Source organism: Dolichospermum compactum NIES-806 (assembly GCF_002368115.1).
Classification (GTDB): domain Bacteria; phylum Cyanobacteriota; class Cyanobacteriia; order Cyanobacteriales; family Nostocaceae; genus Dolichospermum; species Dolichospermum compactum.
This window is the reverse complement of the sequence record NZ_AP018316.1, coordinates 2499157-2525909: the sequence shown is the minus strand read 5'-3', so window position 1 is coordinate 2525909 and position 26753 is coordinate 2499157. Positions and strand designations below refer to the sequence as shown.

The window sequence follows — 26753 nt, the reverse complement described above, 5'->3', positions numbered from 1 at the left end:
ATTCTGACAATTTACCAATTAAACGCTTTTTTTACCCATAAAGCGGAAGAATATCTTTTCCCCTTCAATCCAGACAAACATTAAAGCACTGAAACCAATACAAATTGCTAATTCTTGTAAACTGAGTGCATGAGTACCAAAGAAACTTTGCAGGGGTGGAACATAAATTAACATCAATTGCAAAATCGTGGTGACAATGACTGACCCCAAGACAAAGGGATTAGAAAAAGGATTCATTTCGATGGTAAGTCTATTATTAGAGCGAATGGCGATCGCATGACCCATTTGCGCTAGACATAATGAAGTAAATACCATTGTCTTCCAAGTATCTTCATGTCCTTGATACCCGGCTGCATGAGAATGATGGTAGGCCCATTCCATGAGGATAATTGTAATCACAGCGAAAACAATCCCAATGCGAATCATGTAAGAACCCAAACCCCTAGCAAAAATACTTTCACGAGGACTAAAGGGGGGACGCTGCATTACATCAGGTTCTGGTGGTTCTACAGCTAATGCTAAAGCCGGTAAACCGTCTGTCACCAAATTCATCCAGAGAATTTGCAAAGGACTCAAGGGAACGCCACCCAATCCTAATAATGGCGCAGCCGCAATGGTGAGAACTTCCCCAATATTACTACCCAAAATGTATTTAATAAAGCGGCGAATATTGGTATAAACAACTCTACCTTCCTTCGTGGCAGCAACTATGGTGGCGAAGTTATCATCAAGGAGGATCATGTCGCTGGCTTCTTTGCTCACATCTGTACCTGTGATGCCCATGGCAATGCCTATATCAGCTTGTTTGAGGGCAGGAGCATCATTCACACCATCGCCTGTCATAGCCACAAATCGCCCGCGACGTTGCAAAGCTTGGACAATTCTTAATTTATGTTCAGGGGAGACTCTAGCGTAAATACTCACTAAGTCAACCTGTGTTTCTAATTCTTGGTCACTGAGGAGTTGTAATTCCTTACCAGTGAGGACTCTATCACCTTCTTGGGCAATTCCTAAATCAATAGCGATCGCTTGAGCAGTTAATTGATGGTCGCCAGTAATCATAATGGGACGGATTCCCGCGTGGCGACATTCTTGCACAGCCGCCCTCACCTCTGGACGAGGCGCGTCTAGCATTCCCACCAACCCCAACCAAACCAAATCTACTTCAGATGTATCCTCTGAACCATCTGGGGGAACTTCAGCCAAAGGTTTATAAGCAAAACCTAAGACCCGTAAACCTTTACCCGCCATTTGGTCATTAGCTACCAAAATTTGGCTGCGGTGTTCGTCACTGATAGGAATCGAGTGATTACCTAAATGGATTTTTGTACACCTTTCCAAAGTTAATTCTGGTGAACCCTTGGTGAACATCAGGTATTGTTCCGATTCCACAAAACCAGCAATGGCTGGGTCAATGGCGGTTAAAGAAGTATCACCAGTCGCTACAGCTTCTAGTTGACAAATCACACTCATGCGCTTCCGTTCTGAAGAAAAGGGAAATTCTGCGACACGAGGTAATTTACTACTCCATTGGTCTTGTTCAATTCCGGCTTTTCCTGCCAAGGTAACTAAAGCCCCTTCTGTGGGGTCGCCTAAAATCGCCCATACTCCTTGTTGTTGTTGCAAAACAGCATCATTACAAACCGCACAGGAAACAAGCAAAGCAGAAATTTCTGGACACTCATCTAAACTGGCTTTTTCACCATTTAACTGAAAATCGCCAATGGGAGTATAACCCTCTCCAGTGACGCGAAAGGTAGAATTATTGGTGTACACCGACTGTACCACCATTTTATTTTGAGTTAGAGTTCCGGTTTTATCAGAACAAATAGTAGTTACAGAACCAAGAGTTTCTACGGCTGGGAGTTTGCGAATTAAAGCGTGATGCTTGACCATACGCTGAGTTCCCAAAGCCAGAGTCACGGTGATTACCGCAGGTAAACCTTCAGGAACTACCGCCACCGCCATACTTAAAGAAACTTCTACCAGTTCTTGTAAATTCTTCCAACCTATTCCTTTAGTTAGATCATGAATTAGTCCACCACCAACTACTATGGCTACAAGAATTAAAGAACCACTGACTAGAACATTACCCAATTGGGTCATGCGTTGCTGTAAAGGCGTAGGTTCACCGTCCACAGATTGCAACATGGCGGCAATTTTGCCTAGTTCTGTTCGCATTCCGGTGTCAGTTACCAGTACCTTCGCCCGACCTTGGAGGACTTCCGTACCTTGAAAAACTGAATTGAGGCGATCGCCTAATGGTGCATCTTCTGGTAGTGTAAGTATGGCTTGCTTATTGACAGCTTCGGCTTCACCGGTGAGAGCCGACTCTCGTACTTGTAAATTAGACTGTTCTATTAAGCGACCATCAGCAGCTATTTGTACACCCGCTTCCAGCAGCATCACATCCCCCGGTACTAGCTCCTTAGCCGCCACATCCCCCAGTTTACCGTCACGAAGGACTCGCACTGAGGGAGAAGACAGTTTTTTCAAGGCTGCTAGAGCTTTTTCGGCCCGGCTTTCTTGCACATAGCCCAAAATACCATTGAGGATAACTATAGCCATAATGGCAATTGTGTCTTTAAATGGCACTTCACCGGGTTTTAATGTCCCCCCAGTCAAAGCCAGTAAATCCAAAAAGCCAGAAATAAGGGCAACGGCAATCAGCATCAATAACATGATATTGGTAAACTGATCTAGCAGAATTTGCCAAGGGCTACGACCGCCATTTTCTTCGAGTTCATTGAGTCCATACTTCTGACGACGCTGTTCAACTTCTTGGGAGGTTAAGCCGCTGTTTGCGTCACTATCAAGCATTTCTAAAGCTTTTTCAACTTCCAAACCATGCCAGAGGTGGGTAGATTCAGGTAAAGAATGAGCAGACATCGTGTAGGTTACAGGAAATGGTTACAAAATTCGATCATAATTTAGTGATGTCCGAAAATGTGGAATTAGTCAGTTGTCAGTTGTCAGTTGTCATTTTCTTCTTCCTGACTCTTGGACTCCTGATAGCGCAGCGTGGCGTTAACCATACTCCTGACTCCTTTCTCTATAGCAACTGTTGTTAATAAATAATAATTTATGAGTGTTCCACTACCTAGTTTGACGGTGAGCCAGATGTTTGGGCAAAAAATAATCAGACCAGTTACTGCTGCTACCCTCTACGGTATTGCTTCCATTAAAGATAGACTTATTGCTATTGATACGGTTAAAGGTCATTTATTAGAAATTGACCCCCTTACCGATAACAGCAAAATTATCAATCCCCACCAAGTCCGCGAATTTCAAGAAGTTACCGGTTTAGCCCTGTGGGAAGATGATCTTTGGGTGACTCGTGGGAACAGTGTCTATTTATGTAAATTGGCATCTTTAGGGTTAGAGCATTTTGTGACTTTACCCTATCCTGCTGATGGTGTGGCCGTTTGGGAATCTGCCGTTTATGTTAGTTGCCAAAGACTTGGCTATATTTTGATTTTTAATCGAGACACCCGCAAGGAAATCACCAGATTTTATGCCCCTGGTGTCGGTATACAAAATTTAGCAGTTAGTAAAGAAACTTTGTGGGTATGCGATCGCACGGAACAAACAGTTTACTCTATGGATAGGGCAACTGGAGAAGTCCGTTTTAGTGTTCTCACGCCTTTTGATTCTCCTACAGGTATCGCGGTTTACGGACAGGATGATACAGGCAAAGATCGTATTTATGTGGCATACTCCAGCGAAGAACCTTATATTCGGGATAATCCCAACGCTGACCCTTGTTTTGAATTAACCTACCGCGATCGCACATTCATTCATTCCCTACAATATCATTACCAGGAGGATAAACGCTACGCCCTTTCCAATGGCTATCTCATAGAAATGTCATATCTTGAGGAGATTTCCCCCCTTGATGAAGTTTACTTAGCCGATATAGAATGGCGCATTGCCCTCCCCTCAGAAACAGAAAGGCAAAAAGTCCAACAAGTTGAACATATTGGTTTACCTTTCACTGAAGAAATCATTGACGGACAAAGAGTAGCCGTATTTCAATTTGATAGCCTTGCCCCCGGTGAACGTCATATATTTGGCTGGAAGGCATTAGTAGAAGTACGTGGCATTAAACATCGCATCACTCCTAAAGATGTCGAAGATGTTCCAGAACTGTCACCAGAATTAAAAACCCGCTATCTGGTAGATGATGACGATTTAGCAATGGATACCGATATTGTCATCCGTGCAGCCCGGACAGCAGTTGGTTCGGAAACTAACATATTACGGAAAATGTACAGTATCCGTAACTATGTCTATGATCAATTGTCCTATGCCATTAAACCCCATATTGACTCACCTGATATTGCTCTAGATCGGGGTACAGGTTCTTGTGGAGAATATGTAGGTGTACTACTAGCACTTTGTCGTCTCAATGGTATTCCTTGTCGCACCGTTGGTAGATATAAATGTCCCGTCTATGCTGAACATCAAGGCGTTCCTCTCCAACCGGATTTTAATCATGTTTGGTTAGAGTTTTATATTCCCGGAATTGGTTGGTTGCCAATGGAATCTAATCCTGATGATCTTGAAGAAGGTGGTCCATACCCGACACGGTTCTTCATGGGCTTATGTTGGTATCACATCGAAATTGGTAAAGGTATCACCTTTGAAACCTTAAGCAGAAATGGTATCCGCTTAACAAAAGAAGAGATTTCACTAGGTGACTTAGCTATTAACCATATTCGGTTTACGATTCTGAAGGAATTACCACCTTTTTAATTTTTGATTGAGGAACAAAACCCAACGGAAAATGTATGTATAAATGTTGGGTTTCCTTGCGTCCGAGTCCGCCTCAGAATGAATTCTGATAGCCTTTGACAATGCTATATAAACGTTTACCTGAATCAGGATTTACAGGATTTAATGATTTACAGGATGTTTATTTTTAATCTTAGAAATGGGAATTTATTTAATCACGTCGAATAACCAGTTTGAGTTATGATAAAAAGAAAGGAGGTATATTATGATTTATTTATCTGCCACAGAAGCAAAACAAAATTTTACAGAATTTTTAGATAAAGCTCAAAAAGAACCAATAACCATTCAGCGTCAGGAACAAGATTTAGTTGTAGTGCTATCTGTCTTAGAGTATCAAAGATTAACTAAATTGCTAAAAAATGAGTTTCATGGATTTTGTGATCAAGTTGGTAAAAATGCCGAAGTAAAAGGTATGACAGAAGAAAAGCTCAAGGAAATGCTTGAAAGTGATGATTGAGCAAAGAATTGTTATTGACACTAATTGTTTTGTGAGTCGGTTACTAACTCCCAAATCTATCAATTCTCAAGCAGTTCGTTATGCTTTTGATTTCCATCACATTCTTGTTTCTGCGGAAACACTTACAGAATTAGAAATGGTTCTTTCCAGGAAAAAATTTAATAATTATGTCAGTTTTGAAGAGCGGCAAAAATTTATTGTATATCTAAAAAATCTGGCTGAGATAGTTGATATTGTCAATCATGTGCAAGTTTGTCGAGATCCCAAAGACGATAAATTTCTCTCACTTGCTATTGCTGGTAATGCTAATATGATTATTACCGGAGATGAAGATTTATTGGCTCTTAAATGCTATCAAAACATTCCTATTTTATCACCAAAGGATTTTTTAGTACAAGCGGATCAAAGTTAAAAATAACGGTTCTATCGCTCCTATTATGGAAGAGAATATTAATTTAATTTTTGTAGGTTTGGTTGACGCAAGGAAACCCAACATTGTTCAAAATCGTTAAGAGAACTCCACAGAATATTTGATCCTGTTTAGACATCTCCAAAAAAGATGTAGGGACAATTCATGAATTGTCCCTACAAAGGTTTCGGGCTACGCATATTGAATTTCTGGAGATGTCTAAAATTGTTTTTGGGTTGCGCTGTTGCTTAACCCAACCTACGATTTTCTATTCTACATTTACCCAAAAATCTGCGGTTTTGATTTGTCCGTTGCGATTAAATTGCATCCACATTTTATATGTTCCTGGTTTGGGAAACTGAGTATGAAATTCAACTTTTCCGTCAGCAGAATCTTTCATTGCGTGTGCATGAATATAATCAGATGTAGTTAAAGGAGACGAACTTTTAATAATTACTAAATGTCCCTTTTCCCCCAAATATGGTTGTAAATCTTTAATAGATTGATTTTTTTGATCCTTTAAATCGAAACTTAAAGTTACTGCTTGACCAGCTTTAATATTTTTTTCAGAAATATTCAGATTGACTTTAGTATCTGAGATAGTTTTAGTTTTACTGAACTTTTCTAAATTTTTTGGTAAAGGAACTGTCCCAGGAATTGTCATATTCATTAACGAGATATTTTCCTTATCTCCAGCAGGTTTATAATCACTGAAAAATGTATAATTACCTGATTCTGGTAAATTTGCAGTCACTTCAAAGCGACCATTTTCTTTATATTCGGGATGAATATGAGCAAAAGATCGTAAATCATCACTAACAACAATTAAGTGCATGATTTTTTCTTGGAAAATGTCAAACTTATTCACAGGTTTTCCAGTAGTATCTTGAATATCAATAACTAAATTAATCGGTTGATTTGGTGATAAACTTTTCGGAGCAGTTAATTTAACCTTAGTAGTTATTTGTGAATTATCTCCATGATTCATATTTCCCATAGAATGTCCATCATGATGCGTCATCATACTAGGTGAAACCTGTGTTTCAGTAGACTTAGTATTTGATGAACAACCAGGACTTAGCAATAAGGTTGTCACTACAAAAATACCTGAAAAAAGTCGCTTCATTTTAGGAGGGTTGTAATTTTAAATTTATTATTTGCGGAACATTTCTGAAAGTCAGAATTAACTCCTAACTCTATTTCTGACCACATCTTTTTTTTCTGGATTAGGTAATAAAGCAAGATCAATCAAAGGTAATTTGATAATTACTGTTGTTCCTTGATTTAACCCTAAGCTCTCTAAGGTGATTTTACCACCCATGAGTTCAATTAAATTCCGAGAAATTGCTAAACCCAATCCAGTTCCCTCAAACTTGCGCGTAGTTGTACCGTCAACCATGACAAAAGGACGAAATAGTTTACCTTGTTCTCCTGGGTCAATACCAATTCCTGTATCTTTGATGGAAACTAAAACATGATGCCGATGCTGATTAATATTTGTGGTAATTTGAATACTACCTTCATCAGTGAATTTAGTGGCATTACCAATAATATTAATTAACACTTGTTTAAGTTTAATGGCATCAGATTTTATGGGAATAGGTTTATCACCTATATCACAAATTAATTGCAGTCCTTTATATTGGACATTAACTGATTGTAAGTTAATTACCTCTAATAATAATTGTCGTAAATCCAGCGGTACTGTAGTTACGGAAAGTTTACCAGCTTCTATTTTAGAAATATCTAGCAAATCATTAATTATCTTTAATAAATGAATTGCTGTATCATCAGCTTTTTTGAGAAATTCTAATTCTTCTTCTCTACTGTCGCATAAATCATCACGGACTAACCGTACACAGTTAATAATAATATTCAAGGGATTTCTTAACTCATGGGAAGTTGTAGCGAGAAATTGGCTTTTGATTTGGTTAGCTGATTTAGCTTCTTTCCAAGCAATTTCTAATTCTTCTGCCCAATCTTTGAGTCTTTCTACCATTTGATCTAATGCTTGTGCTAATTGGTTAAATTCCCGAATCTTGAAGTTGCGCGGAATGGGTTGTGCTGCATGATGACTATGAAGATTAACAGCATAGTCGCGGAGTTCTTCCACAGGACCTGCTAAATAAGGAACTAAATAAAATGATGCTAATAAACTTGCACCAATTAAACCAACTGTTAAAACAATCAGAATTAGTTTAATTTCTTCTAAACCAAATAGGGCATTTTCTACACTGGTAACTGCTAGAACAATCCATCTTTGTGAGGGTTTTGTGGTGATAGGTTTAGTAGTAGCTGTAAAACCTGTAACTAATTCCTGTCCTTCAACAAAGGATAAATTACTAGAATTATTACTGCCACCTAACGCATTTTTAACTATGGCTTGTATTCTTTCCACATCGGCATAATTTTTAATATTAGTACCGATTCTTTCTGGGAATGGATGGGCTAAAACTCTACCATCTTCAGCAATGACTACTAAAAAACCTGTCAATGAGCCTGGATGATTGGGATTTTGTTGATACAATGTAGTTTTAATGCTTAATCGGTAAGCTAAATTACCACGTTGATTAGCGATAGGAATTGATAAAAATAATTGTAGTTGATTTTGTTTGTCTCTTTTACCAGTTTTTCCAGATTGAGATGGTAATATGAATTGAATATCAACATCATCACCAGTGGGAGATAAACCGGATGGGGTAATTTCTTGAATGCCACAACTACTGGCAATTATTTCACCTTTTTTAATGTGGGTGAATTGCAGACAATCTATTTGAGTTGGTAGTTGTTTTTGTAGCTGTTTAAGAAATTGTTCAATTTGGAAAGGTGAACCGGATTTAATTACTTTTGTCTGACTGGCTGTAATTAAATTGGAGCGCAAGGCGGCAATATCATCACTAATTTTTTCTCCTTTGTTAACCGCACTTTCTGTTAGATTTTGTCGAGCAGTATTTAATAGACTAGAACGGGCTTTATTGAGGGCAACCATTTCTCCTACTAATAAAACTGGGACAAATACCAGCAGTATTCTTGTTACTAAAATTTGTCGAAATGACGATTGCCGAGATTTAGCCATTGTTTGTCTCACTTCGCATCTTTAAACGACAATTACAAAGATATAAAATTACACTAACCAAAGGAGACATTTTATTAGTTGATGATAAGTTTACGATCAATTTCAATTTCTCAGTAAAACAAGAGATAACAGGTAAGAATTAAAAATTTCAAAAAATCAAACTAATTAGGGTTTGCTTAATAAACCGAAGATCTTGATGAATCAATAAATTAAGAGCGATAAAATGTAAATAATGTGCAAGGAATAAGCTTTGAAACTATTCATTTAGCTATCACTTTCCTAAATTGGAGACTATTCTTATCTCCTTCTAATTCTTCTTCCTTCTTCTTCCTTCTTCTTCCTCCTGACTCCTGATAATGGTATAAAAGTTCTCAACTTTGTCTGATTGTGATAGATTGTGAGAAAATATATCCACAACGAAGAAATATCAGAGCAATGCAATGATGCAACATCGTCCTCATACCACAGTAGTTTTAGCCATGAGTGCTGATGGCAAAATAGCAGATTTTAGGCGATCGCCTGCTCGATTTGGCTCAGTGGCTGATAAAATACACATGGGGAAACAAATTGCTGCATCTGATGCCGTTTTATTTGGTGCTGGTACTCTTCGTGCCTACGGTACAACAATGACCATCACAGATACAATACTCTTGCAACAAAGAAAAATAGCAAATCAGCACCCCCAGCCAGTTCATATAGTGATTTCCCGTTCAGGCAACCTGAATCCGGATATTAAATTTTTTCAACAACCAGTAAGACGATGGTTACTCACAACCTCTCTGGGAGCTTATTTTTGGCAAGAAAGATCAGAGTTTGAAGAAGTTTTAGTCTTTGAAACTCCTAGCCAAGAAATTGACATTTTGGCTGCTTTAAAATATTTAACCAGGTTACAAATTAGCCGGTTAGCTATTTTGGGAGGAGGACAATTAGTAGCATCTTTTCTAGAATCTAATTTAATTGATGAAATCTGGTTAACTATTTGTCCACTGATTTTAGGTGGTAGTATTGCGCCTTCACCTGTCGAGGGAACAGGATTTTTAGCTGATCTTGCTCCTAAGTTACAATTATTAGAAGTATCCACAATAGAGCAAGAAGTATTTTTATACTATAGAATAATCCAGTAGGGGCGCAGGGCCTGCGCCCAGAAATGTAGTGCGCCCAAGCATGAGTAAGAAGTAAATCTTAAATTACTGGACAAATACACAATGATCAAAGAACACAAACCCCATTATTCTCTTGTGTGGACGCACACAATCGCTGATGTTCCCCAAGCTGAATGGGATGCTTTAGCGATGCCGTTAAAAACCCCTTTTTTAGAATGGGATTGGTTGCACAATTTGGAAATATCTCAAAGTGTTACAGCCAATACTGGTTGGTTGCCAAATCACTTGATTTTGTGGCGAGACAGAACTTTAATTGCGGCTGCTCCTTTATATTTAAAAGGACATAGCCAAGGGGAGTTTGTTTTTGATCATCAATGGGCAGAATTAGCTTCTCGGTTAGGAATAGAGTATTATCCAAAGTTGCTCGGCATGACTCCATTTACCCCGGCTGAAGGCTATCGCTTTTTAATTACTCCCGGAGAAGATGAGGAAGAAATTACAGCTTTAATGCTTCATGAAATTGATAGTTTTTGTGTGAAAAATCGGATTTCCGGTTGTCATTTTCTCTATGTTGATCCACAATGGCGACCGATTTTAGAAAGTCAGGGTTTTACAACTTGGCTACATCATAGTTATATTTGGGAAAATGCTAATTTTCAAACTTTTGATGATTATTTAACTGGATTTAATGCTAATCAAAGACGGAATATTAAACGGGAACGTAAAGCTGTAGAAAAGGCCGGTTTAAGATTGCAAGCGTTAACCGGTGAGGAAATTCCTAACTCTATGTTTCCGTTAATGTATGACTTTTATGCTGACACCTGTGATAAATTTGGTTGGTGGGGAAGCAAGTATTTGACAAAGCAGTTTTTTCAACAGTTACAACATAATTATCGGCATCGGGTGGTATTTTTTGCGGCTTATAATCAAGAAGATCCAGGTCAACCAGTGGGGATGTCCTTTTGTTTATTTAAAGAAGACAAACTATATGGACGTTATTGGGGGAGTTTTCAAGACATAGATTGCTTACATTTTGATGCTTGTTATTATGCACCAATTGAATGGGCGATCGCTCATAGTATCCAAAATTTTGATCCCGGCGCTGGTGGTAAACATAAAAAACGCCGGGGGTTCCCTGCTACCCCGAATTACAGCCTGCATCGCTTTTATAACCACCGTTTAGGGCAAATTATCCTGCCTTGGGTGCGGGAAGTCAATCAACTAGAACAAAAAGAAATGGATGCCATTAATGCAGAGTTACCTTTCAAATAAGGAGATAGATTCCCGACTTCTCAAAGAACTTGGGGATCTAAATATTGCATATTGATGTAATCTAAAAATACTCTTTCAATAAATTTGCTTTTAACAAGGCGTATGGATTTACTACTCGAAGATTTGACAGCAATTGATAATAAACTTTCTCACCGTCATATTGATCTTGACCCCAACGGCTATTTTATTATCTACATAGACCAAAAGGAAAGATTAATTTATGCCAAACATTTTACTAATGTGATTAACGAACGTGGTTTAGCCGTAAATCCCGAAACAGGTGAGGTGATTCCTGTTCGCGGTAAAGTGGAAAGAAGCCACACAACTGTATTTAGTGGACGTACAGCCAAAGAACTCTGTATCAAGATTTTTGAAGAAACTCCAAATTGTCCTGTGGCTTTATTAGATCATGCAGCTTATTTAGGTAGAGAATTTGTTCGCGCTGAAATGGCTTTAGTGTCAGGCAAAGAGTACATTCAAGATTAAATAGAGTAAGCTGCGTGAATCAAAGTAAATAAGGGTTGAAGCATTTTCCTCCGGCTTCTCTACCTTCAATGACTATTTTTAACATCAACCTACTTTATGGTGATTGGGAATTGTTAGCTAATTCCCATTTACCTACGTTTTTTGTTACAAAATAAGACACTCTCACATCTTTTTTCAGAAAAATTATTAAAACTAGAAAACAGTTTTAATTAATGAAGTAATAAAATTACAATATGAAAAAAATATCACTTAATGATGAAGCCGCAAGAATCGAGGCACTTCTACAGTATAAAGTCCTTGATACTGCACCGGAATCAGCCTTTGATGACTTAACTCGTTTAGCAGCTTATATTTGTGGAACTCCCATAGCTTTGGTAAGTTTAATTGACACAAACCGTCAATGGTTTAAGTCTAAATTCGGTTTGGAGGCATTAGAAACACCTCGTGATATTGCCTTTTGTACTCATGCAATTTGTCAGAAAGATGTTTTTACCGTTGCTGAATTTATGTAAATAGCTCTTATATAAATATATTTGGTTATAGTGATGCCTCTGAATTTATCGGAAAAACATGGAAGCAGTTTAGAACCGAAGAGGAGATGTCCATTGGTAAGCAGGTAGGTCAATTTATTAAGCGCAAACAGGCAGAAGAAAAACTAAACTTGCAAAATTTGCGATCGCAACTATTAGCCGATATCAGCCTCAAAATCCGCGAATCATTACAAATTGACGACATCCTGAATACCAGCGTTGCCGAGAACACTAAATACCCTATGATATTGCAGTAATTGATATGCAAATGCCAGATGTAGATGGGTTGACTTTAGGAATACAAATCAAAAAACACCCCCCATTCCCCAGTCCCCAGTCCCCTATTCTTTAGATTCCTGAGAGGGTGGTTTTTGAAACACCAGATAAATGTAGTATGTAGCCATGGGGATGACAGTAGCGGCAATTAATAGCCCGACAACCCAAGCAGTAGCATTACCTTGATCTGTTTCTTCAGCTTTGGTGAAAGTTCCTTCTACCTGGACTGTTTCCTTGATTTCTGGTGGACCGGGGTCTGGTTTACCGGATAAAACAGCAACCAGGCGATCGCTCACATCCAAAAATCCTTGGTTATATTTATTGCCCTCACGCAGTACCGTACCTAATGTTTCTTCAGCCACACTCTTAGCAATAGAATCAGTTAATAATGACTTGACATTATCCCCACTCAGCAAAGTCGTTCCATTAGTAACAGTATCAACAAGTAATAATACTTGATTGGCTTGCTCTGCCGCTGTTGGAAACCATTTACTAAATAATCCCTTGGCAAAACTTTCTGATGTTTCTCCATAGTCGAGGCGGTGAATAGTGACAATTCTGGCTTCATTGCCAGTTTTTTGAGCCAAATCCTGGAAAGCCTTGCTAATCTGACCTTCATTCAATCGGCTGATCACATCACCTTGATCTAAAATCCAAGTATCTGCCGTCAAATTGGGTATTTCGTATACACCAGTAGCCGCAGCAGGTAAAATAAACAGTGAAGTCGCCATCATCACCACCAATACAGGGAGAATGAGACGAATAACGTATTTTTGGTTACTAAATAATTGCTTGAGTAACTGTTGCATGGGATGAATTCTTAAACAGACTTGCAATCAAAATACTACATAATTAGGGAAATTGGTCATTGGTCATTGGGAAGAAAAAGAAAAATATTCTCCCCCGCGCCCCTGCGCCCCTCCCTGCGCCCCTGCTTCATCTCCTCAATCATCGGCGGGGATATGTGCCTTAATACGATAATATTAAATTTAATAAAAGTAAAAAATCTTGGTTTTAGAGAAAGATCATGACAACTTCTATCGCCTTTGACTTAGCATCACTAAATCAGCAATTTGAAACTGCAACCCCTACAGAAATCCTAGCCTGGTCTGTACAGAACATCCCCACAGGATTAGTCCAAACTAGTGCCTTCAACGTTGATGACATCATCTTGACACACATTTTTTATAGCGAACTTCAGCATCCCGTTCCCGTTATTTTCCTAGATACCCTTTATCATTTCCCCCAAACTCTAGAATTGGTAGCTAAAGCCAAAGAAATCTACAACCTAGATTTAAAAACCTATAAAACCCCAGACGTAGATAGCCGTGAAGCCTTTGCTGCTAAATTTGGGGAAGCCCTTTGGGATACAGATATTACTAAATTCCACGACATTACCAAAATTGAACCACTTCAACGCGGTCTAGACGAGCTTAATACTGTAGGCTGGATAACTGGTCGGCGTCGGGATCAAGCCGTTACTCGTGCTACCATGCCCGTATTTGAACTAGATGGTAAGGGAAGATTAAAAATTAACCCTCTAGCTACCTGGACTCGTAAGCAAAGCTGGGCGTATGTAGCTGAACATAAAGTAATTTACAACCCCCTTCATGATCAAGGTTATCCCAGTATTGGTGACGAACCTATTACCACTAAAGTCGGCGAAGGTGAAGACGAACGAGCTGGACGTTGGCGCGGAAGCGAAAAAACTGAGTGTGGAATTCACATTTAATCACACCACTAGATCCCCGACTTCTTGAAGAAGTCGGGGATCTTAACCCTTACAACCAATAAACTATGAAAATTCTCCATCTTTCAGATATCCATATTGGTAGCGGTTTTTGCCACGGGCGCGTTAATCCAGCCACAGGTTTAAACACACGACTGGAGGATTTTGTGAAAACATTATCTTTGTGTATTGACCGAGCGATCGCTGATCATGTAGATTTAGTTCTATTTGGTGGTGATGCCTTCCCTAATGCCACACCTGCACCCTATGTTCAAGAAGCCTTTGCTAATCAATTTCGCCGTTTAGTTGATGCAGATATCCCCACAGTCTTATTAGTAGGAAATCATGACCAACATTCCCAAGGTTTGGGAGGTGCAAGTTTAAATATTTATCGGACTTTGGGAGTACCAGGGTTTGTAGTTGGTGATACTTTAACTACTCATCGCATTTCTACACAAAAAGGAGATGTGCAAATAATTACTCTCCCCTGGTTAACTCGTTCCACTTTAATGACTCGTCAAGAAACTCAGCGTTCTTCTCTAGCAGAAGTTAATCAACTCCTCACAGACCGTTTAGAGGTGGTTATCGAAGGAGAAATCCGCCGTCTTGACCCGAATTTACCCACTGTGCTTTTAGCCCATTTAATGGCTGATAATGCCACTTTAGGTGCAGAACGTTTATTAGCAGTCGGGAAAGGTTTTACTTTACCCTTATCTTTATTAACTCGACCATGTTTTGATTATGTGGCTTTAGGTCATGTTCACAAACATCAGAATTTAAATAAATCTAATGACCCACCAGTAATTTATCCTGGCAGTATTGAACGGGTAGATTTTAGTGAAGAAAAGGAAGACAAAGGTTATGTAATGATAGATTTGGAAAAAGGGAAAGTAAATTGGGAATTTTGTCCTTTACCCGTGCGAACGTTTCGGACTATTGAGATAGATTTATCTAAACAAGATGATCCACAAAAAGTATTATTAAAAGGAATTACTAAATATGATATTCAAGATAATGTAGTCCGACTCATTTATAAATTGCGGTCAGAACAATTAGATTTAATTGATAACTCTTCTCTACATCAAGCTTTAAGCATAGCACACACTTACACCATTCAAGCCGAATTAGTGAGTCAGCTAGCAAAACCTCGTATTCCTGAATTAACTGCGAGTAGCAGTATTGACCCAATGTCAGCTTTAAAAACTTACTTAAATAATCGGGAAGATTTGAAAGAAATAATGCCATCTATGTTAGAAGCAGCACAGAATTTATTAACAGATGATGAGGGAATTTGCTTAGTATCCCAAGGAGGGAAGTAGGGGCAAACCCCCTGTGGTTGCCCCAAATGCCGGGGTATGCACGGGGGTGCTACCCCTACATTAATATGCCTATTTCTGTTTAAAATGTCTTTCTTAGATGAGTTTATCTATATTTTTTAGTCTAAACTCCAGTTAAAATTCATCTTCTTCAATCACGGCATTCCGATCTAATATTAATAAGTTACGAAGTTGGTCTGTATCCATTTCTGTTAACCAATCTTCTCCTGCACCCACAACTTGTTCTGCTAGTTGTTTTTTGCTTTCAATCATATCATTTATTTTCTCTTCTAATGTTCCAGTGCAGACGAATTTATGGACTTGAACATTGCGGGTTTGACCAATTCTAAATACTCTATCTGTGGCTTGATTTTCAACTGCGGGATTCCACCATCTATCAAAGTGAAAAACATGATTTGCCCTAGTTAAATTCAATCCCACACCACCGGCTTTTAACGATAAAATCATAATTGGTGGTCCTTGGGGGTCATATTGGAATCTATCAATCATTTCCTCTCTTTGTTTTTTACTGGTACTACCATATAAAAAGAATATTTCTCGTTCTAATTTCTTTTCTAAATAGGATTTTAATAACTTACCCCATTCAGCAAATTGTGTGAAAATTAAAGCCCTGTCTCCTTCTGCTATCACCTCATCTAACATTTCCTCTAGTCGTTGTAATTTAGCAGAATGATGTTTCTCTAAATTTGCTAATTTCAAATATTGGGAAGGATGATTACAAATTTGTTTTAGCTTCACTAATAACCCTAAAATCATGCCGCGACGTTGTAAACCTTCCGCAGATTCAATTTCTACTAAAGATTCATCTACTAATTTTTGATATAGTGTAGCTTGTTCAGAAGTTAATCCACAAAAAACTGTCATTTCTTGCTTGTTTGGCAAGTCTTGAATAATGTCTTTATCACTTTTTAACCGACGCAAAATAAAAGGTTGCACTAAAGAACGTAATTGATTTAAAGAAGCAGTATCACCATACTTTTCAATGGGCATAGCAAACCGTCTTTGGAAAAATTGTTTATTTCCTAAATAACCGGGATTCAGGAAATCTAAAATAGACCATAATTCTTGCAATCTATTTTCTACAGGTGTTCCTGTTAAAGCAATGCGAAATGTAGTTTCTAATTGTCGAACTGCTTGTGATTGTTTCGCATCTGAATTCTTGACATTTTGGGCTTCGTCTAAAACAATTATCTGCCATTTAACTGCTTTTAATAATTTAATATCGCGGTGAATTAGTGAATAGCTAGTAATTACTATATCGTGTTTATTAACTGCTTCTGTAAATGCTTTACCTTTAGGACGTTTATCACCGTGATATTCTAAAACTTTGATTGTCGGGGCAAATTTTTTGACTTCTTTTTGCCAATTACCCATAACCGAAGTAGGACAAACTAATAAAGTTGGTTTTTCTAGGACATTTTCTTCTTTGAGGTGAAGTAAAAAAGCGATGAATTGGATGGTTTTTCCTAATCCCATATCGTCTGCAAGACAAGCACCTAAACCCCAACGTTCTAAAAATGCTAACCAACCTGCACCTCTTTCTTGATACGGACGTAATTCTCCCCGAAAACTTTGAGGTGTAGTTAAAGGTTGAATTTCCTGATTATTAGTTAATGCCCCAATTAATTCTTCCAATGCACCAGAAGCTTCAAAACTTACAACAGGTAATTTTTCAATTACTTGGGTGTCTCCTTTACTAATGCGTAAAGCATCTTCTAAAGAAAGAGACATTTGTTCTTTTCGAGAACTAAAAAAGGTTTGGGCATTTTTAATATCTTGGGGACGGAGTTCTACCCATTCACCATTGATTTCGACTAAGGGACTATTTAATTTTACCAGTTTATCAAACTGAACTTTAGTAATTGTTTGTCCACCAATTGCCAAATGCCATTGAAAATTCAATAAACTTTGTAACCCCAAACGTCCCGATTTTTCTTGAGGAGTTTCGGCACTAATTTTTAACCCTAAACGATTTGCCCACCCTTCCCGATTTGCTAAACTAGGAGGTAAAATTACACCTAAACCGCTATCTTCAAATCTCCAAATTACAGCTTTGATAAATTCATAAGCTTGCATGGGGGTGAGGTGACAAAATTCGGGAGATGCAGTTTCTAAACTGGAGGTAATTATCGGATACAATCGAGAAGCTAAACCCAAACCTCTCAAAAATGTTTCTTGAGGTTGTTCGATTGTGCGATTTTGATAAACTAATTTTTCTACTGGTTGATGCCAAATTATCGCTGCGTCTATTAAAAAATCCGGGTTATCTGCTGCTTGGAGAAAATATTTTAAAGTCCAATTTGGTTCTTCATTTTCTGGAGGAAGCAATTGAAAGCAAGTTCTAAATAAAGCTTTCCCTGTAAGTTGATATTGCAAGGGTAAAGTCCAAGCTTTTAAAGTAGTTTGTAACCGGTCTCCTCCGGCTGCATCAATTGTATTATTTGCATTAATTAATCCTTGTAACCATTGCTGTAATGTAGCAGGTAAAGACATCATCATTCTCGGTTCAAGGGGAGATTGAGAACCAATCATTAACCGCAATTGATTATCTGTCATGTGATTGAGGAATGATAATATTAATTCTTGAGGTAATAATGGTAAATTAATTGCTAGATTTTCGGTAATCTGTTGATATGTTCGACAAGCTAAAGGCATTTGTGAAGAGAATTTCTCTAACCTTGTGACATCTATGGCACTATCTAAAATAGTCTGCCATTTGGCAATTAAATTACTATCCTGTTTCTCAACAGTTGGTAAAAATTTACAACGAGAAATTAGATCTAAATGCCATCTGTAAATATGTACCCAAAAATTAATATCTGCTCCTAATAAAGCCGCTTTACTATCATTTGCACTCAAAGGCAAAGATGTGAGAAATTTAATTGCTAATGCTGGAGTTAAACAAAAACCATCAATTTTCCAAGGTTGTAAATATTGTGAAAAGGGGGAATCTATATCCACACTAACAGAGTGAACTGTTGAAATTGTTGTTAATTCAGAGTTATTGCCTTCTAAAAAATAAGTTGGTAAAGAAATTATTTGTGAGTGAATAGGTAATTTTATTTCTGTCGGTGGTTTACTTTTAATTCTTTGTTTAGTATTAGGAGAAGTCTGAATGAAATTAGGAATTAATAAATTAGATGCTTCTAACCATTCATTTAATTCCCCTGATGTCATAGCCAATGGATATGAAAGAATTTCAGAAGATGCTTCAGTCTGTACCTGCGAAGCACGCCAAGTTTCTCCCCAAATAAAGAAATAAGTATTTTGACGATTTATTACCCAAGTTCCGTGTAAAGTTGCCATGTTTAAATATACTAATTATTGTTTCAATTGTTATGTCATATCTTCAGCTAAGGCAGAAGATACCGAATCACACCTTTAATAAACTAACGATAAAAATGTCTGATACCAATAAAAATCCTGTAAATTATTAAATCCTGGATATCCTGATTCTGACAGAAAATAACGACCCCATTTCTGGAGTCGTAACTTATTATTCCCTTGACTAATTTCTACCTAGCCATTTTTGTCCATTCAAGCGATACACTAACCGAGATACCAATAAATCTAGGGTAATTTTACGCTCATCAATTAAAAATGATTCCAAGGTACTTGGTTTTTTACCTTCATTACAGGAAAATCCCTTTTTACCTTGAATATTGGCTTCAGGGAAATATACGTTAAACTGGCGCTGTCCCCCTTGCCAATAACCGATAACTTGCCAACATTCTTCTGCTGAATTAAAACCAATAATAGAATACTTCTGCTTGGCAAAAGTCAGCTTCACATCTGGTACACCTTCTCTAGTAATTGCCTCTTGTAACGCTGGTAGGTAATGTTGCTGCATAAACTCTTCAAAAGGCTTATCTTCCAACGCCGGGGGCTTTTCCTTTTTGGCGGCTTTTGCCTCTGCGGCGGGCTTTTCTGGGGCGGTTGTAGCAGGATTAGAACCCACATCACCCGCTTGATTTTGATTAGTTTCTTCTGCCATTGCTCATTTTGGGGTAGTCAGTTATTTCCATTTTGACATACCAGAGCATAGCCACAACTATTTATATATAACGATTATCTGATACTTTCTATCTATTTTAGATTGGTAATGGTTAATGCTATGGTAATTGACGATCGCCCGCAAATCGCATTTTCCTTAACAGAACCATAAGATTGGGTAATGGGTAATTTGGGACTTTCAAAACCCCATACCCTAAACCCTCCAGAGATATTCAACCACCTGCAACAGCGGGGACAATGCTCACTTCATCTCCATCCTTGAGGACTGTTTTTGCTCCGTCCAAAAAGCGGATATCTTCGCTATTGACATAGAAATTCACAAACCGTCTGAGTTTGCCTTCATCATCATACAAACGCGCTTTGATACCAGGACAGCTTACTTCTAAGGAATCTAATAATTCAGAAATACTACTAGCATTACATTCTAAAGCAGCTTGTTCGTTTGTAAACTTTTGCAAGGCGGTGGGAATTAAAACTTTTACAGCCATTGTTTAAACGTTAATTTTTAGTGCGTGGGTTGGTAGGTAGGGGTTTAGCGCTGCTAAAGCCCTAGAATCGGTGGTGAAACAATTAAACCAGAACTTGTTGCCATTCTAAGCGGTCAAGTGTGCGGGATCTTTCTAAAGCCCGTTCAAAACTGTCTAGTTTGGCATCAATTGTCAAAGGTTCGCCAATATAGCCTTGAATTGCTTCCTGGGTTTTCAAACCATTACCAGTGATATAAACCACTGTAGTTTCATCTGGATCAATTTTGCCAGCTTCAACTAATTTTTTGAGAACAGCAACGGTTGTACCACCTGCGGTTTCGGTAAAGATGCCTTCAGTTTCTGCTAAGAGTTTAATACCTTCGATAATTTCGGCATCATTAACTGATTCAATATTACCGTTGGTTTTATTGGCTATTTCTACAGCATATACGCCGTCTGCAGGGTTGCCGATCGCAATTGATTTGGCAATTGTGTTAGGTTTAACTGGTTGAATGAAGTCTCTACCTTCTTTAAATGCTGTGGCAATGGGGGAACAACCTTCTGCTTGAGCGCCACTGAAACGGACATCTTTGGCATCTACTAAACCAACTTCTACAAACTCTTGGAAACCTTTATAGATTTTGGTGAACAGAGAACCAGAAGCTAAAGGTGCAACTATATGATCTGGTAATTCCCAACCTAGTTGTTCTGCAACTTCAAAGCCTAATGTTTTAGAACCTTCGGAATAGTAAGGACGCAAGTTAATATTGACAAAACCCCAACCATGTGTATTCGCAACTTCTGAGCAAAGACGATTCACTTGATCATAGTTGCCTTTAACAGCCATCAGGGTAGGACTATAAATCAAGCTACCGATGACTTTACCAGCTTCTAAGTCAGAAGGAATGAATACACAGCAATCTAAACCGGCATGAGCGGCGATCGCTGCGGTAGAATTTGCTAAATTACCTGTACTAGCACAAGATACGGTAGTAAAACCTAATTCTCTCGCTCTACTGAGAGCAACCGACACCACCCGATCCTTAAAGCTCAGGGTCGGCATATTGACGGCATCATTTTTAATATAAAGTTTATTTAGACCCAGGCGACGGGCAAGACGGTGGGAACGCACCAAGGGAGTCATCCCTGTACCGACATCTATATAATTATCTGTAGCAACTGGCAAAAAGTGACGGTAACGCCAAATGGAATTGGGACCAGCTTCTATAGTTTCTCTACTAACTAAGCTTTTCAGTACATTGTAATCATATTTGACTTCCAATGGTCCAAAACACTCTTCACATACATGAGTAGCTTTGAGTTCGTATTCCGCTCCACATTCTTTACACTTCAAAGCTTTGAGGATAGAAGTGTTCGCTTGGTTGAGGTTTGTAATCGCCTGAGTCATAATTTTGCTTTCCCTGGGTATCCGTCAACTTTGGAATGATACTAACACGATGCAAAATCCACGTCAAACATACCCGACTATTTTTGTCGGGTTTAGTAAACCGGGAGCAACGGCTAAAACCACCTGACCATTAATTGCCATTCCTTCAGCCAATGTTGAATCATAAATGCTAGGTTCAACAAATAGAATATCAAAGCCGATAGTTGCTGGGGGAGAGGCTTATAGGGTTTACAATAGTTGAGCATAGCGATCGCGCGACAGGGGAAACTGTCAGTATTCATGCAATGTAGCATCGTCAATGCCAATTACCGCTACTCTTGCATCCCAACGCGGATGAGCCAGAGAGTTACGAGCAAAAAATAATACATTAAATCCTAGTAATTATAAGGTAGCCTAAGACCCTAATTGTCATAATCCAATTGATAACAGCGCACTCAAAGCTCCCAGAAGCAGTAAATTATTTTCTAAAATTGGGCGTTGTAAAGATTTCCGAATTGTTTGCCAAGATTGTCCCCAGGCTTTAAAAGTCATTTTCGGACTGCCAGAAAAAGATACCTTAATTAAGAGTTACATAAACAGATTTTTCAGTCAAGGATGAAAGTCTGTTGTAAATTAACTCCAACCATCCTCCACCTGTTTGAATTATCCTTATACTTGAAACCAAAATCTAAAATTTACAATGCTAAGAGCCGGAATTGTCGGACTTCCCAACGTCGGAAAATCAACCCTATTTAACGCTGTAGTCGCTAATGCTAAAGCTGAAGCCGCTAACTTCCCATTTTGCACCATTGAACCGAATGTTGGCATGGTATCCGTCCCCGATGACCGGTTAGACGTTCTTGCCAAAATTGCCACCTCAGTACAAACTATACCTGCCCGTGTTGAATTTGTTGACATTGCTGGTTTAGTTAAAGGTGCAAGTCAAGGAGAAGGACTAGGTAATCAATTTTTATCCCACATTCGGGAAGTTGATGCGATCGTTCATGTTGTGCGTTGTTTTGAAAACGATGATATCATTCACGTAGCCGGTTCTGTTGACCCAGCCAGAGATATTGAAATCATTAATTTAGAACTTGGTTTATCGGACTTATTCCAAATTGAAAAACGGATTGAGAGAACTCGTAAACTTGCCCGTACCAGCAAGGATGCCCAATCGGAAGTAGAAATTCTGGAAAAATTAGCTGCCGCTTTAAATGAGGGTAAATCTGTGCGTCAAGTTGGTTTAAATGCGGAAGAATCGGAAATTATTAAGGGCTTAGGATTACTTACTAATAAACCCATTATTTACGCTGCTAATGTTTCTGAAGAAGATTTAGCTACAGGTAATGATTTTGTCGAAAAAGTGCGAGCCGTTGCGGCACTCGAAAATGCCCAAGTTGTCATAGTTTCTGCCCAAGTAGAGGCGGAATTGGTAGAACTACCCGAAGCAGATAAAGCTGATTTTCTGGAATCTTTAGGAGTCAAAGAAGGTGGGCTAAAATCCTTAATTCGGGCAACTTACACTCTTCTAGGATTACGGACTTATTTCACCTGTGGACCGAAAGAAACCAGGGCTTGGACAATCAATGCCGGAATGTCTGCACCTCAAGCCGCAGGAGTCATTCACTCTGATTTTGAACGGGGATTTATTCGGGCGGAAACTGTCGCTTATAATGATTTAGTCACTCATGGTTCAATGAGTGCAGCCAAAGAAAAAGGTTTGGTCAGAAGTGAAGGCAAAGAGTACATTGTCCAAGAAGGGGATGTGTTATTATTCCGGTTTAATGTGTAGCAAGTAGGTTATGTGCGTTATGCTGTGGCTAACGCACCTTACATTTATCCTACTATTATGCTAGATGTTTTACAGGAATCTTTACTAGCTTTTCCAGTTCGTTAGCAACCTCTACTCGATGGCAGCGATGCCAGTCCATTTCAGCACATAGTAATAAAACAGTACCTTCAATAGCAATTTCTGCAACTTCTGCTAATGATTTATTAGCCTCCTGTTTATCTGGTGGAATCCAATTTGCATTTCCAGATGTATTACCTAAGTAGATTTTAGAAACGTAGTTAATACCTTTGGATAGACAAAGTTTTTCAATCTGATTACCATACCATTTACGACTCCACGCATGAGGAGTAAATCTGACATCAACAACACATGAAACCTCAAATTTATCAAGGTATTCTATGAAGCTTTCATAGTCTTTACGATTCCCATAGCCGAATGTCAGGATGTACTGATTTCCAAAATGCTCACAATCATATATAACATTAGCTTCTTAAAAAAGACTCAGTTGCTCAAAATTAACTTTTGGTGGATAAAATATCCCAATAATCATGAAACTGTTTGGATATATCTGTTGATTTCTTACTATAAAGTATAAATCTTTTTGGCTTATAAATTCATCTTCTAATTTTTGTCTGACTTTTTCTAATGCTTCTCTTTCTGGCTCTTGTTGAGTCATTTTTTGTAGAGGCATTTCGTGATTTTCTATATAATTGCTGAATTTCCCAATCAATTATGGAAAAATTATGATTAGTACCATTTTCAGAAACAAAATTGTAATAAAATTTATATAGAATAATCAGATTGATAACCAGTATTGAGAATTTCCGTACATGAATTCAGTGTAGCTAGATATTATATTATACCAATTTTAAGATCGTTATTAAATTTTTGCAGTTAAATGATGAGGTGCGTTACATTATTGATAACGCACCAGTGATCTATTCCACAAAATCAGGACGCGCTTGTTGATTGAATTTAAACTTTTCTGCTAACAATTCCCACTTTTCCTGCTCAATTATATGAATAAATTCAGATAAATTTTCGCGGTATTGATAAAGAGAATGTAATAGTGCTTGGCGATTATATTGCGCCATCATTACCCCTAATTCGGGATTTCCTCCCCCGACCCTACTTGTATCTCGAAACCCTGAACTAGCAAAATTTTGGGCTAATGTAGCGATTTCTGGATCTTGTTCACTTAAACAAGCTGCTATCAAGGAGGCGCTCACCATTACAGGTAAATGGGAAATCCAACTCACAGCCCGGTCATGTTGTTCTGGTTGACAATGGTAGATAATAGAACCGAGCGATCGCACAATTTCTTCTACAATTATTACAGCATCACTTGGTGTTGTTTCCACCGGCGTTAATACATAAGGCCGATTGACAAACAAATCTCGCTGTGCTGCTTCTATACCGACATCAGTTTTGCCCGCCATGGGATGACCACCCACAAAATTTTCCCATAAAGGAGAAATCGTTTCTACTATGGGTGTTTTAACTGAACCAACATCAGTGATAATGGTAGTCTTTGGTAAATGAGTTATTAATTCTTTTACTTGGGGGACTATCAGTCCTATAGGGGTACAAATAAATACAACGTCTGCTGATGCCAACAAGCTCAAGTCTACCGATGCTTGATCCACACTACCAAGTTTAACTGCTTTCTCACAGGTTGATTCACGACGGCTGACACCTAAAATATAATGTCCTTGCGATCGTAAATCGAAACCTAAACAACCACCAATGAGTCCCAGTCCTACAATACCAATTTTCATCGTCATTTTGAAAATTTAATTTTTACTTATTCTCTCGATACTTTACCAACTCCAACTCTCAAAGTTGGCAACACCAGGGTAGATATCATACCTAATTTTTCCGTGATTGCAGATTTTATCAAAGAATTTTACTGCATTGGTTAATATGCAGTTGTCAATATTTACCGAAATTACAGGAGAAAACAAATGTTTAATCGCATGATGGGCAGAACTCGCTATATTGTCTGTCGCTTGTTTTTGCATTTAAAGGGAGATGAAGTAGCTCCAATCTTAGGTGTTCTCAATAGTGCCGCTAGAACAGCCATCAATGCTGATGGAGATATGGATATTTTAGGAGAAGAATTGGTGCAACTATGCCAAACTTTTCTCCAATATGACGAATATTGGTTCTCTGCTGCCAATGAAGGTGATGTCTTTTGGAACGAAGGGGAAACAGGAGATTATGTCAATGAATTATTCACAGACTCAGCCCAAAGATATGGAGCTAATCTGGATTTGAATTCCTCAAATCAGCCCTTATCCCTTCCCGCCACCCGGAATATCATTGTCATGATTACAGTCGCGGCTGAAGGGGAAATTCCAGAGTTAGAAACCGATTTGGCTAACATCTCCGCCTTGAAAGCAGCCTTTAAAGCCCTAATTAATCTACACTACAAACATAAACTCCGCGCTATTCAAGTGCATTTTTCACCAGCCCAATTAGGTGATGAACTTTCCAGCGATCAATTATTGGAATATTATCCAGAATTGATTCCCCTGTAAACCAGGATTTACGCAACTGGCACATTGGTAGGGTGCGTCAGACAGCATAAATTTTGCAAATAACCAAATTGTTGATATCTGAAGCACCCGACAACAGATTTTTAGTGTGACACTTGCGTAAGTCCCATAAATGATTCGTTAGTCTGTAATTAGTACCCGAAAACAAACATGAACACGACGATGATCAGCATAGTGCGTAAATTTACAGTTGTTTGTTTAGCCTTGACTTTGTGCTTAACAACTGTCGCTTGTGGGGGAGGAAACGACGCTAATTCCTCAAGTAAGAACGTTAGCCAAACTGCTACTCCCACCAAGTTAAATGATGGTCAGTATGAAGTACAACAGGGTACATACAACGATGCCAATGGTGAGTATACCTTGTTTTTACTCAATAACAATCCCCCCAGCTTTGCCACAGAAAAGCTACAAATGTCACGATTGACTGATGATGAAATCAAAGCAGGTAAGAAAACTTACTTAAAAGTGGAAAATAGTCAGCCAATCTTATACATGACTGAAGACTTTAAACTTGAGTATATCCACAATGTCACCGAAACCAGAAACAATCCCCAAACCGGACAACCGGAAACTGTAATTGTCCGTCAGCAAAGTAGTTTTTGGGCCCCTTTTGCCGGAGCTTTAGTTGGTAATGTTGCGGGTCAAGCTATTAGTAGTATGTTATTTAGACCTCAATATTATGTTCCCCCCGTGTATCAGCCCGGTGGGATCATGAATGGTTATGGTGGGTATGGTTCTAACTATGAATCGGCTGTTTCTAGTTACCGTTCTCGCTACAATGAACCACCCGCAGCAGTGAGAAATCGCACGGCCTTCCGCACCACAGGAAACATCAGAAATTCGTCTTCAGGAGGCGCAAACCGCACCACCAGAACTGGACGAGCTTCTGGTTCCGGTTTTGGTGGTAGTACCCTTCGTCCTTCTGGTAACTCTAGCTCTAGCCGACGCAGTTCTGGTAGCAGTTTTGGTAGTGGTGGACGTTCTTCCAGTCGTCGTTCTTCCGGTTTCGGTAGCAGAAGAAGATAGGGAATTTATTCATTTCATTAACTTTTGATTCGTAGATTGG

General features: G+C 38.6%; 25 protein-coding genes and 1 pseudogene. 13 read left to right on the top strand and 13 right to left on the bottom strand.

Annotation, left to right across the window (positions count from 1 at the left end; genetic code table 11):
* Window positions 1–18: 18 nt before the first annotated feature.
* Window positions 19–2889 carry a cation-translocating P-type ATPase gene (locus CA730_RS12075; protein ID WP_096667533.1) on the bottom strand — a complete coding sequence of 957 codons (2871 nt, stop codon included), beginning with the start codon at window positions 2887–2889 and terminating at the stop codon, window positions 19–21.
* Window positions 2890–3084: 195 nt separating this feature from the next.
* On the opposite strand from CA730_RS12075, the gene CA730_RS12070 reads away from it, so the two are divergent.
* The 3 genes from CA730_RS12070 (at window position 3085) to CA730_RS12060 (ending at window position 5663) form a co-directional block, all read left to right on the top strand.
* The gene (locus CA730_RS12070; RefSeq protein WP_096667531.1) at window positions 3085–4755 is read left to right on the top strand and encodes a transglutaminase domain-containing protein; all 1671 of its coding nucleotides are present in this window, start codon (window positions 3085–3087) and stop codon (window positions 4753–4755) included.
* A 244-nt stretch (window positions 4756–4999) separates the two neighbouring features.
* Entirely contained in the window at window positions 5000–5251 is a 252-nt protein-coding gene (locus tag CA730_RS12065; protein ID WP_096667529.1) for a type II toxin-antitoxin system Phd/YefM family antitoxin, read from the top strand.
* Window positions 5244–5663: a putative toxin-antitoxin system toxin component, PIN family gene (locus CA730_RS12060; protein WP_096667528.1), complete on the top strand. Its 420-nt coding sequence runs from the start codon at window positions 5244–5246 to the stop codon at window positions 5661–5663. The genes CA730_RS12065 and CA730_RS12060 overlap by 8 nt, the downstream gene beginning before the upstream one ends.
* A gap of 265 nt (window positions 5664–5928) precedes the next feature.
* On the opposite strand, the gene CA730_RS12055 is transcribed toward CA730_RS12060, so the two are convergent.
* Together CA730_RS12055 and CA730_RS12050 are read right to left on the bottom strand one after the other, a co-directional pair.
* Entirely contained in the window at window positions 5929–6786 is an 858-nt protein-coding gene (locus tag CA730_RS12055; RefSeq protein ID WP_096667526.1) for a hypothetical protein, read from the bottom strand.
* 57 nt (window positions 6787–6843) lie between these two features.
* Window positions 6844–8736, bottom strand: a complete 1893-nt coding sequence (locus CA730_RS12050) for a sensor histidine kinase (protein WP_096667524.1) — start codon at window positions 8734–8736, stop codon at window positions 6844–6846.
* Window positions 8737–9176: 440 nt separating this feature from the next.
* Between CA730_RS12050 and CA730_RS12045 the strand changes: the two genes are divergently transcribed.
* From CA730_RS12045 to CA730_RS12025, 5 genes and pseudogenes are all read left to right on the top strand, one after another.
* Window positions 9177–9860, top strand: coding sequence for a RibD family protein (locus tag CA730_RS12045; protein WP_096667522.1), 684 nt, complete (start codon window positions 9177–9179; stop codon window positions 9858–9860).
* An 81-nt stretch (window positions 9861–9941) separates the two neighbouring features.
* Window positions 9942–11111, top strand: a complete 1170-nt coding sequence (locus CA730_RS12040; RefSeq protein ID WP_096667520.1) for a GNAT family N-acetyltransferase — start codon at window positions 9942–9944, stop codon at window positions 11109–11111.
* 102 nt (window positions 11112–11213) lie between these two features.
* Window positions 11214–11597 carry a DUF4346 domain-containing protein gene (locus CA730_RS12035; RefSeq protein WP_096667518.1) on the top strand — a complete coding sequence of 128 codons (384 nt, stop codon included), beginning with the start codon at window positions 11214–11216 and terminating at the stop codon, window positions 11595–11597.
* A 233-nt stretch (window positions 11598–11830) separates the two neighbouring features.
* Window positions 11831–12100: pseudogene (locus CA730_RS12030) on the top strand (hypothetical protein); the annotation flags it as partial.
* Window positions 12101–12195: 95 nt separating this feature from the next.
* Window positions 12196–12384: a hypothetical protein gene (locus CA730_RS12025; protein WP_096667516.1), complete on the top strand. Its 189-nt coding sequence runs from the start codon at window positions 12196–12198 to the stop codon at window positions 12382–12384.
* Between the two features lie 84 nt (window positions 12385–12468).
* On the opposite strand, the gene psb32 is transcribed toward CA730_RS12025, so the two are convergent.
* Window positions 12469–13212: a photosystem II repair protein Psb32 gene (gene psb32, locus CA730_RS12015; RefSeq protein ID WP_096667512.1), complete on the bottom strand. Its 744-nt coding sequence runs from the start codon at window positions 13210–13212 to the stop codon at window positions 12469–12471.
* 218 nt (window positions 13213–13430) lie between these two features.
* Here psb32 and cysH point away from each other — a divergent pair, with 218 nt between their 5' ends.
* Window positions 13431–14135 carry a phosphoadenosine phosphosulfate reductase gene (gene cysH / locus CA730_RS12010; protein ID WP_096667510.1) on the top strand — a complete coding sequence of 235 codons (705 nt, stop codon included), beginning with the start codon at window positions 13431–13433 and terminating at the stop codon, window positions 14133–14135.
* A gap of 65 nt (window positions 14136–14200) precedes the next feature.
* The gene (gene sbcD / locus CA730_RS12005; protein WP_096667508.1) at window positions 14201–15451 is read left to right on the top strand and encodes an exonuclease subunit SbcD; all 1251 of its coding nucleotides are present in this window, start codon (window positions 14201–14203) and stop codon (window positions 15449–15451) included.
* Between the two features lie 132 nt (window positions 15452–15583).
* Here the strand turns inward: sbcD and CA730_RS12000 are convergent, their stop codons facing one another.
* The 6 genes from CA730_RS12000 to CA730_RS26045 all read right to left on the bottom strand — a co-directional run bounded on the left by CA730_RS12000 (window position 15584) and on the right by CA730_RS26045 (window position 21889).
* Window positions 15584–18775 (bottom strand): DEAD/DEAH box helicase, encoded by a 3192-nt coding sequence (locus CA730_RS12000; RefSeq protein ID WP_096667506.1) that lies wholly within the window; start codon window positions 18773–18775, stop codon window positions 15584–15586.
* Window positions 18776–18977: 202 nt separating this feature from the next.
* Window positions 18978–19463 (bottom strand): DUF2996 domain-containing protein, encoded by a 486-nt coding sequence (locus CA730_RS11995; protein ID WP_096667504.1) that lies wholly within the window; start codon window positions 19461–19463, stop codon window positions 18978–18980.
* A 232-nt stretch (window positions 19464–19695) separates the two neighbouring features.
* Window positions 19696–19971, bottom strand: coding sequence for a MoaD/ThiS family protein (locus tag CA730_RS11990; protein ID WP_096667502.1), 276 nt, complete (start codon window positions 19969–19971; stop codon window positions 19696–19698).
* A gap of 82 nt (window positions 19972–20053) precedes the next feature.
* Window positions 20054–21358, bottom strand: coding sequence for a threonine synthase (gene thrC / locus CA730_RS11985; RefSeq protein ID WP_096667500.1), 1305 nt, complete (start codon window positions 21356–21358; stop codon window positions 20054–20056).
* Window positions 21359–21471: 113 nt separating this feature from the next.
* Window positions 21472–21639 (bottom strand): hypothetical protein, encoded by a 168-nt coding sequence (locus CA730_RS25160; RefSeq protein ID WP_197705525.1) that lies wholly within the window; start codon window positions 21637–21639, stop codon window positions 21472–21474.
* Between the two features lie 127 nt (window positions 21640–21766).
* Window positions 21767–21889, bottom strand: coding sequence for a hypothetical protein (locus CA730_RS26045; protein ID WP_269076512.1), 123 nt, complete (start codon window positions 21887–21889; stop codon window positions 21767–21769).
* Between the two features lie 148 nt (window positions 21890–22037).
* On the opposite strand from CA730_RS26045, the gene ychF reads away from it, so the two are divergent.
* Window positions 22038–23129, top strand: a complete 1092-nt coding sequence (gene ychF, locus CA730_RS11975; protein WP_096667498.1) for a redox-regulated ATPase YchF — start codon at window positions 22038–22040, stop codon at window positions 23127–23129.
* A gap of 55 nt (window positions 23130–23184) precedes the next feature.
* Here ychF and CA730_RS11970 read toward each other — a convergent pair whose 3' ends face one another.
* From CA730_RS11970 to CA730_RS11960, 3 genes are all read right to left on the bottom strand, one after another.
* Window positions 23185–23529: a DUF488 domain-containing protein gene (locus CA730_RS11970; RefSeq protein ID WP_231940130.1), complete on the bottom strand. Its 345-nt coding sequence runs from the start codon at window positions 23527–23529 to the stop codon at window positions 23185–23187.
* Between the two features lie 90 nt (window positions 23530–23619).
* Complete coding sequence (locus CA730_RS11965) at window positions 23620–23805, bottom strand: hypothetical protein (RefSeq protein WP_231940095.1); 186 nt, start codon at window positions 23803–23805, stop codon at window positions 23620–23622.
* Between the two features lie 262 nt (window positions 23806–24067).
* Window positions 24068–24907, bottom strand: a complete 840-nt coding sequence (locus CA730_RS11960; RefSeq protein WP_096667492.1) for a prephenate/arogenate dehydrogenase — start codon at window positions 24905–24907, stop codon at window positions 24068–24070.
* 186 nt (window positions 24908–25093) lie between these two features.
* On the opposite strand from CA730_RS11960, the gene CA730_RS11955 reads away from it, so the two are divergent.
* The gene (locus CA730_RS11955; RefSeq protein WP_096667490.1) at window positions 25094–25669 is read left to right on the top strand and encodes a DUF1517 domain-containing protein; all 576 of its coding nucleotides are present in this window, start codon (window positions 25094–25096) and stop codon (window positions 25667–25669) included.
* Window positions 25670–25837: 168 nt separating this feature from the next.
* Window positions 25838–26713, top strand: coding sequence for a hypothetical protein (locus tag CA730_RS11950; RefSeq protein ID WP_096667488.1), 876 nt, complete (start codon window positions 25838–25840; stop codon window positions 26711–26713).
* Window positions 26714–26753 lie beyond the last annotated feature (40 nt).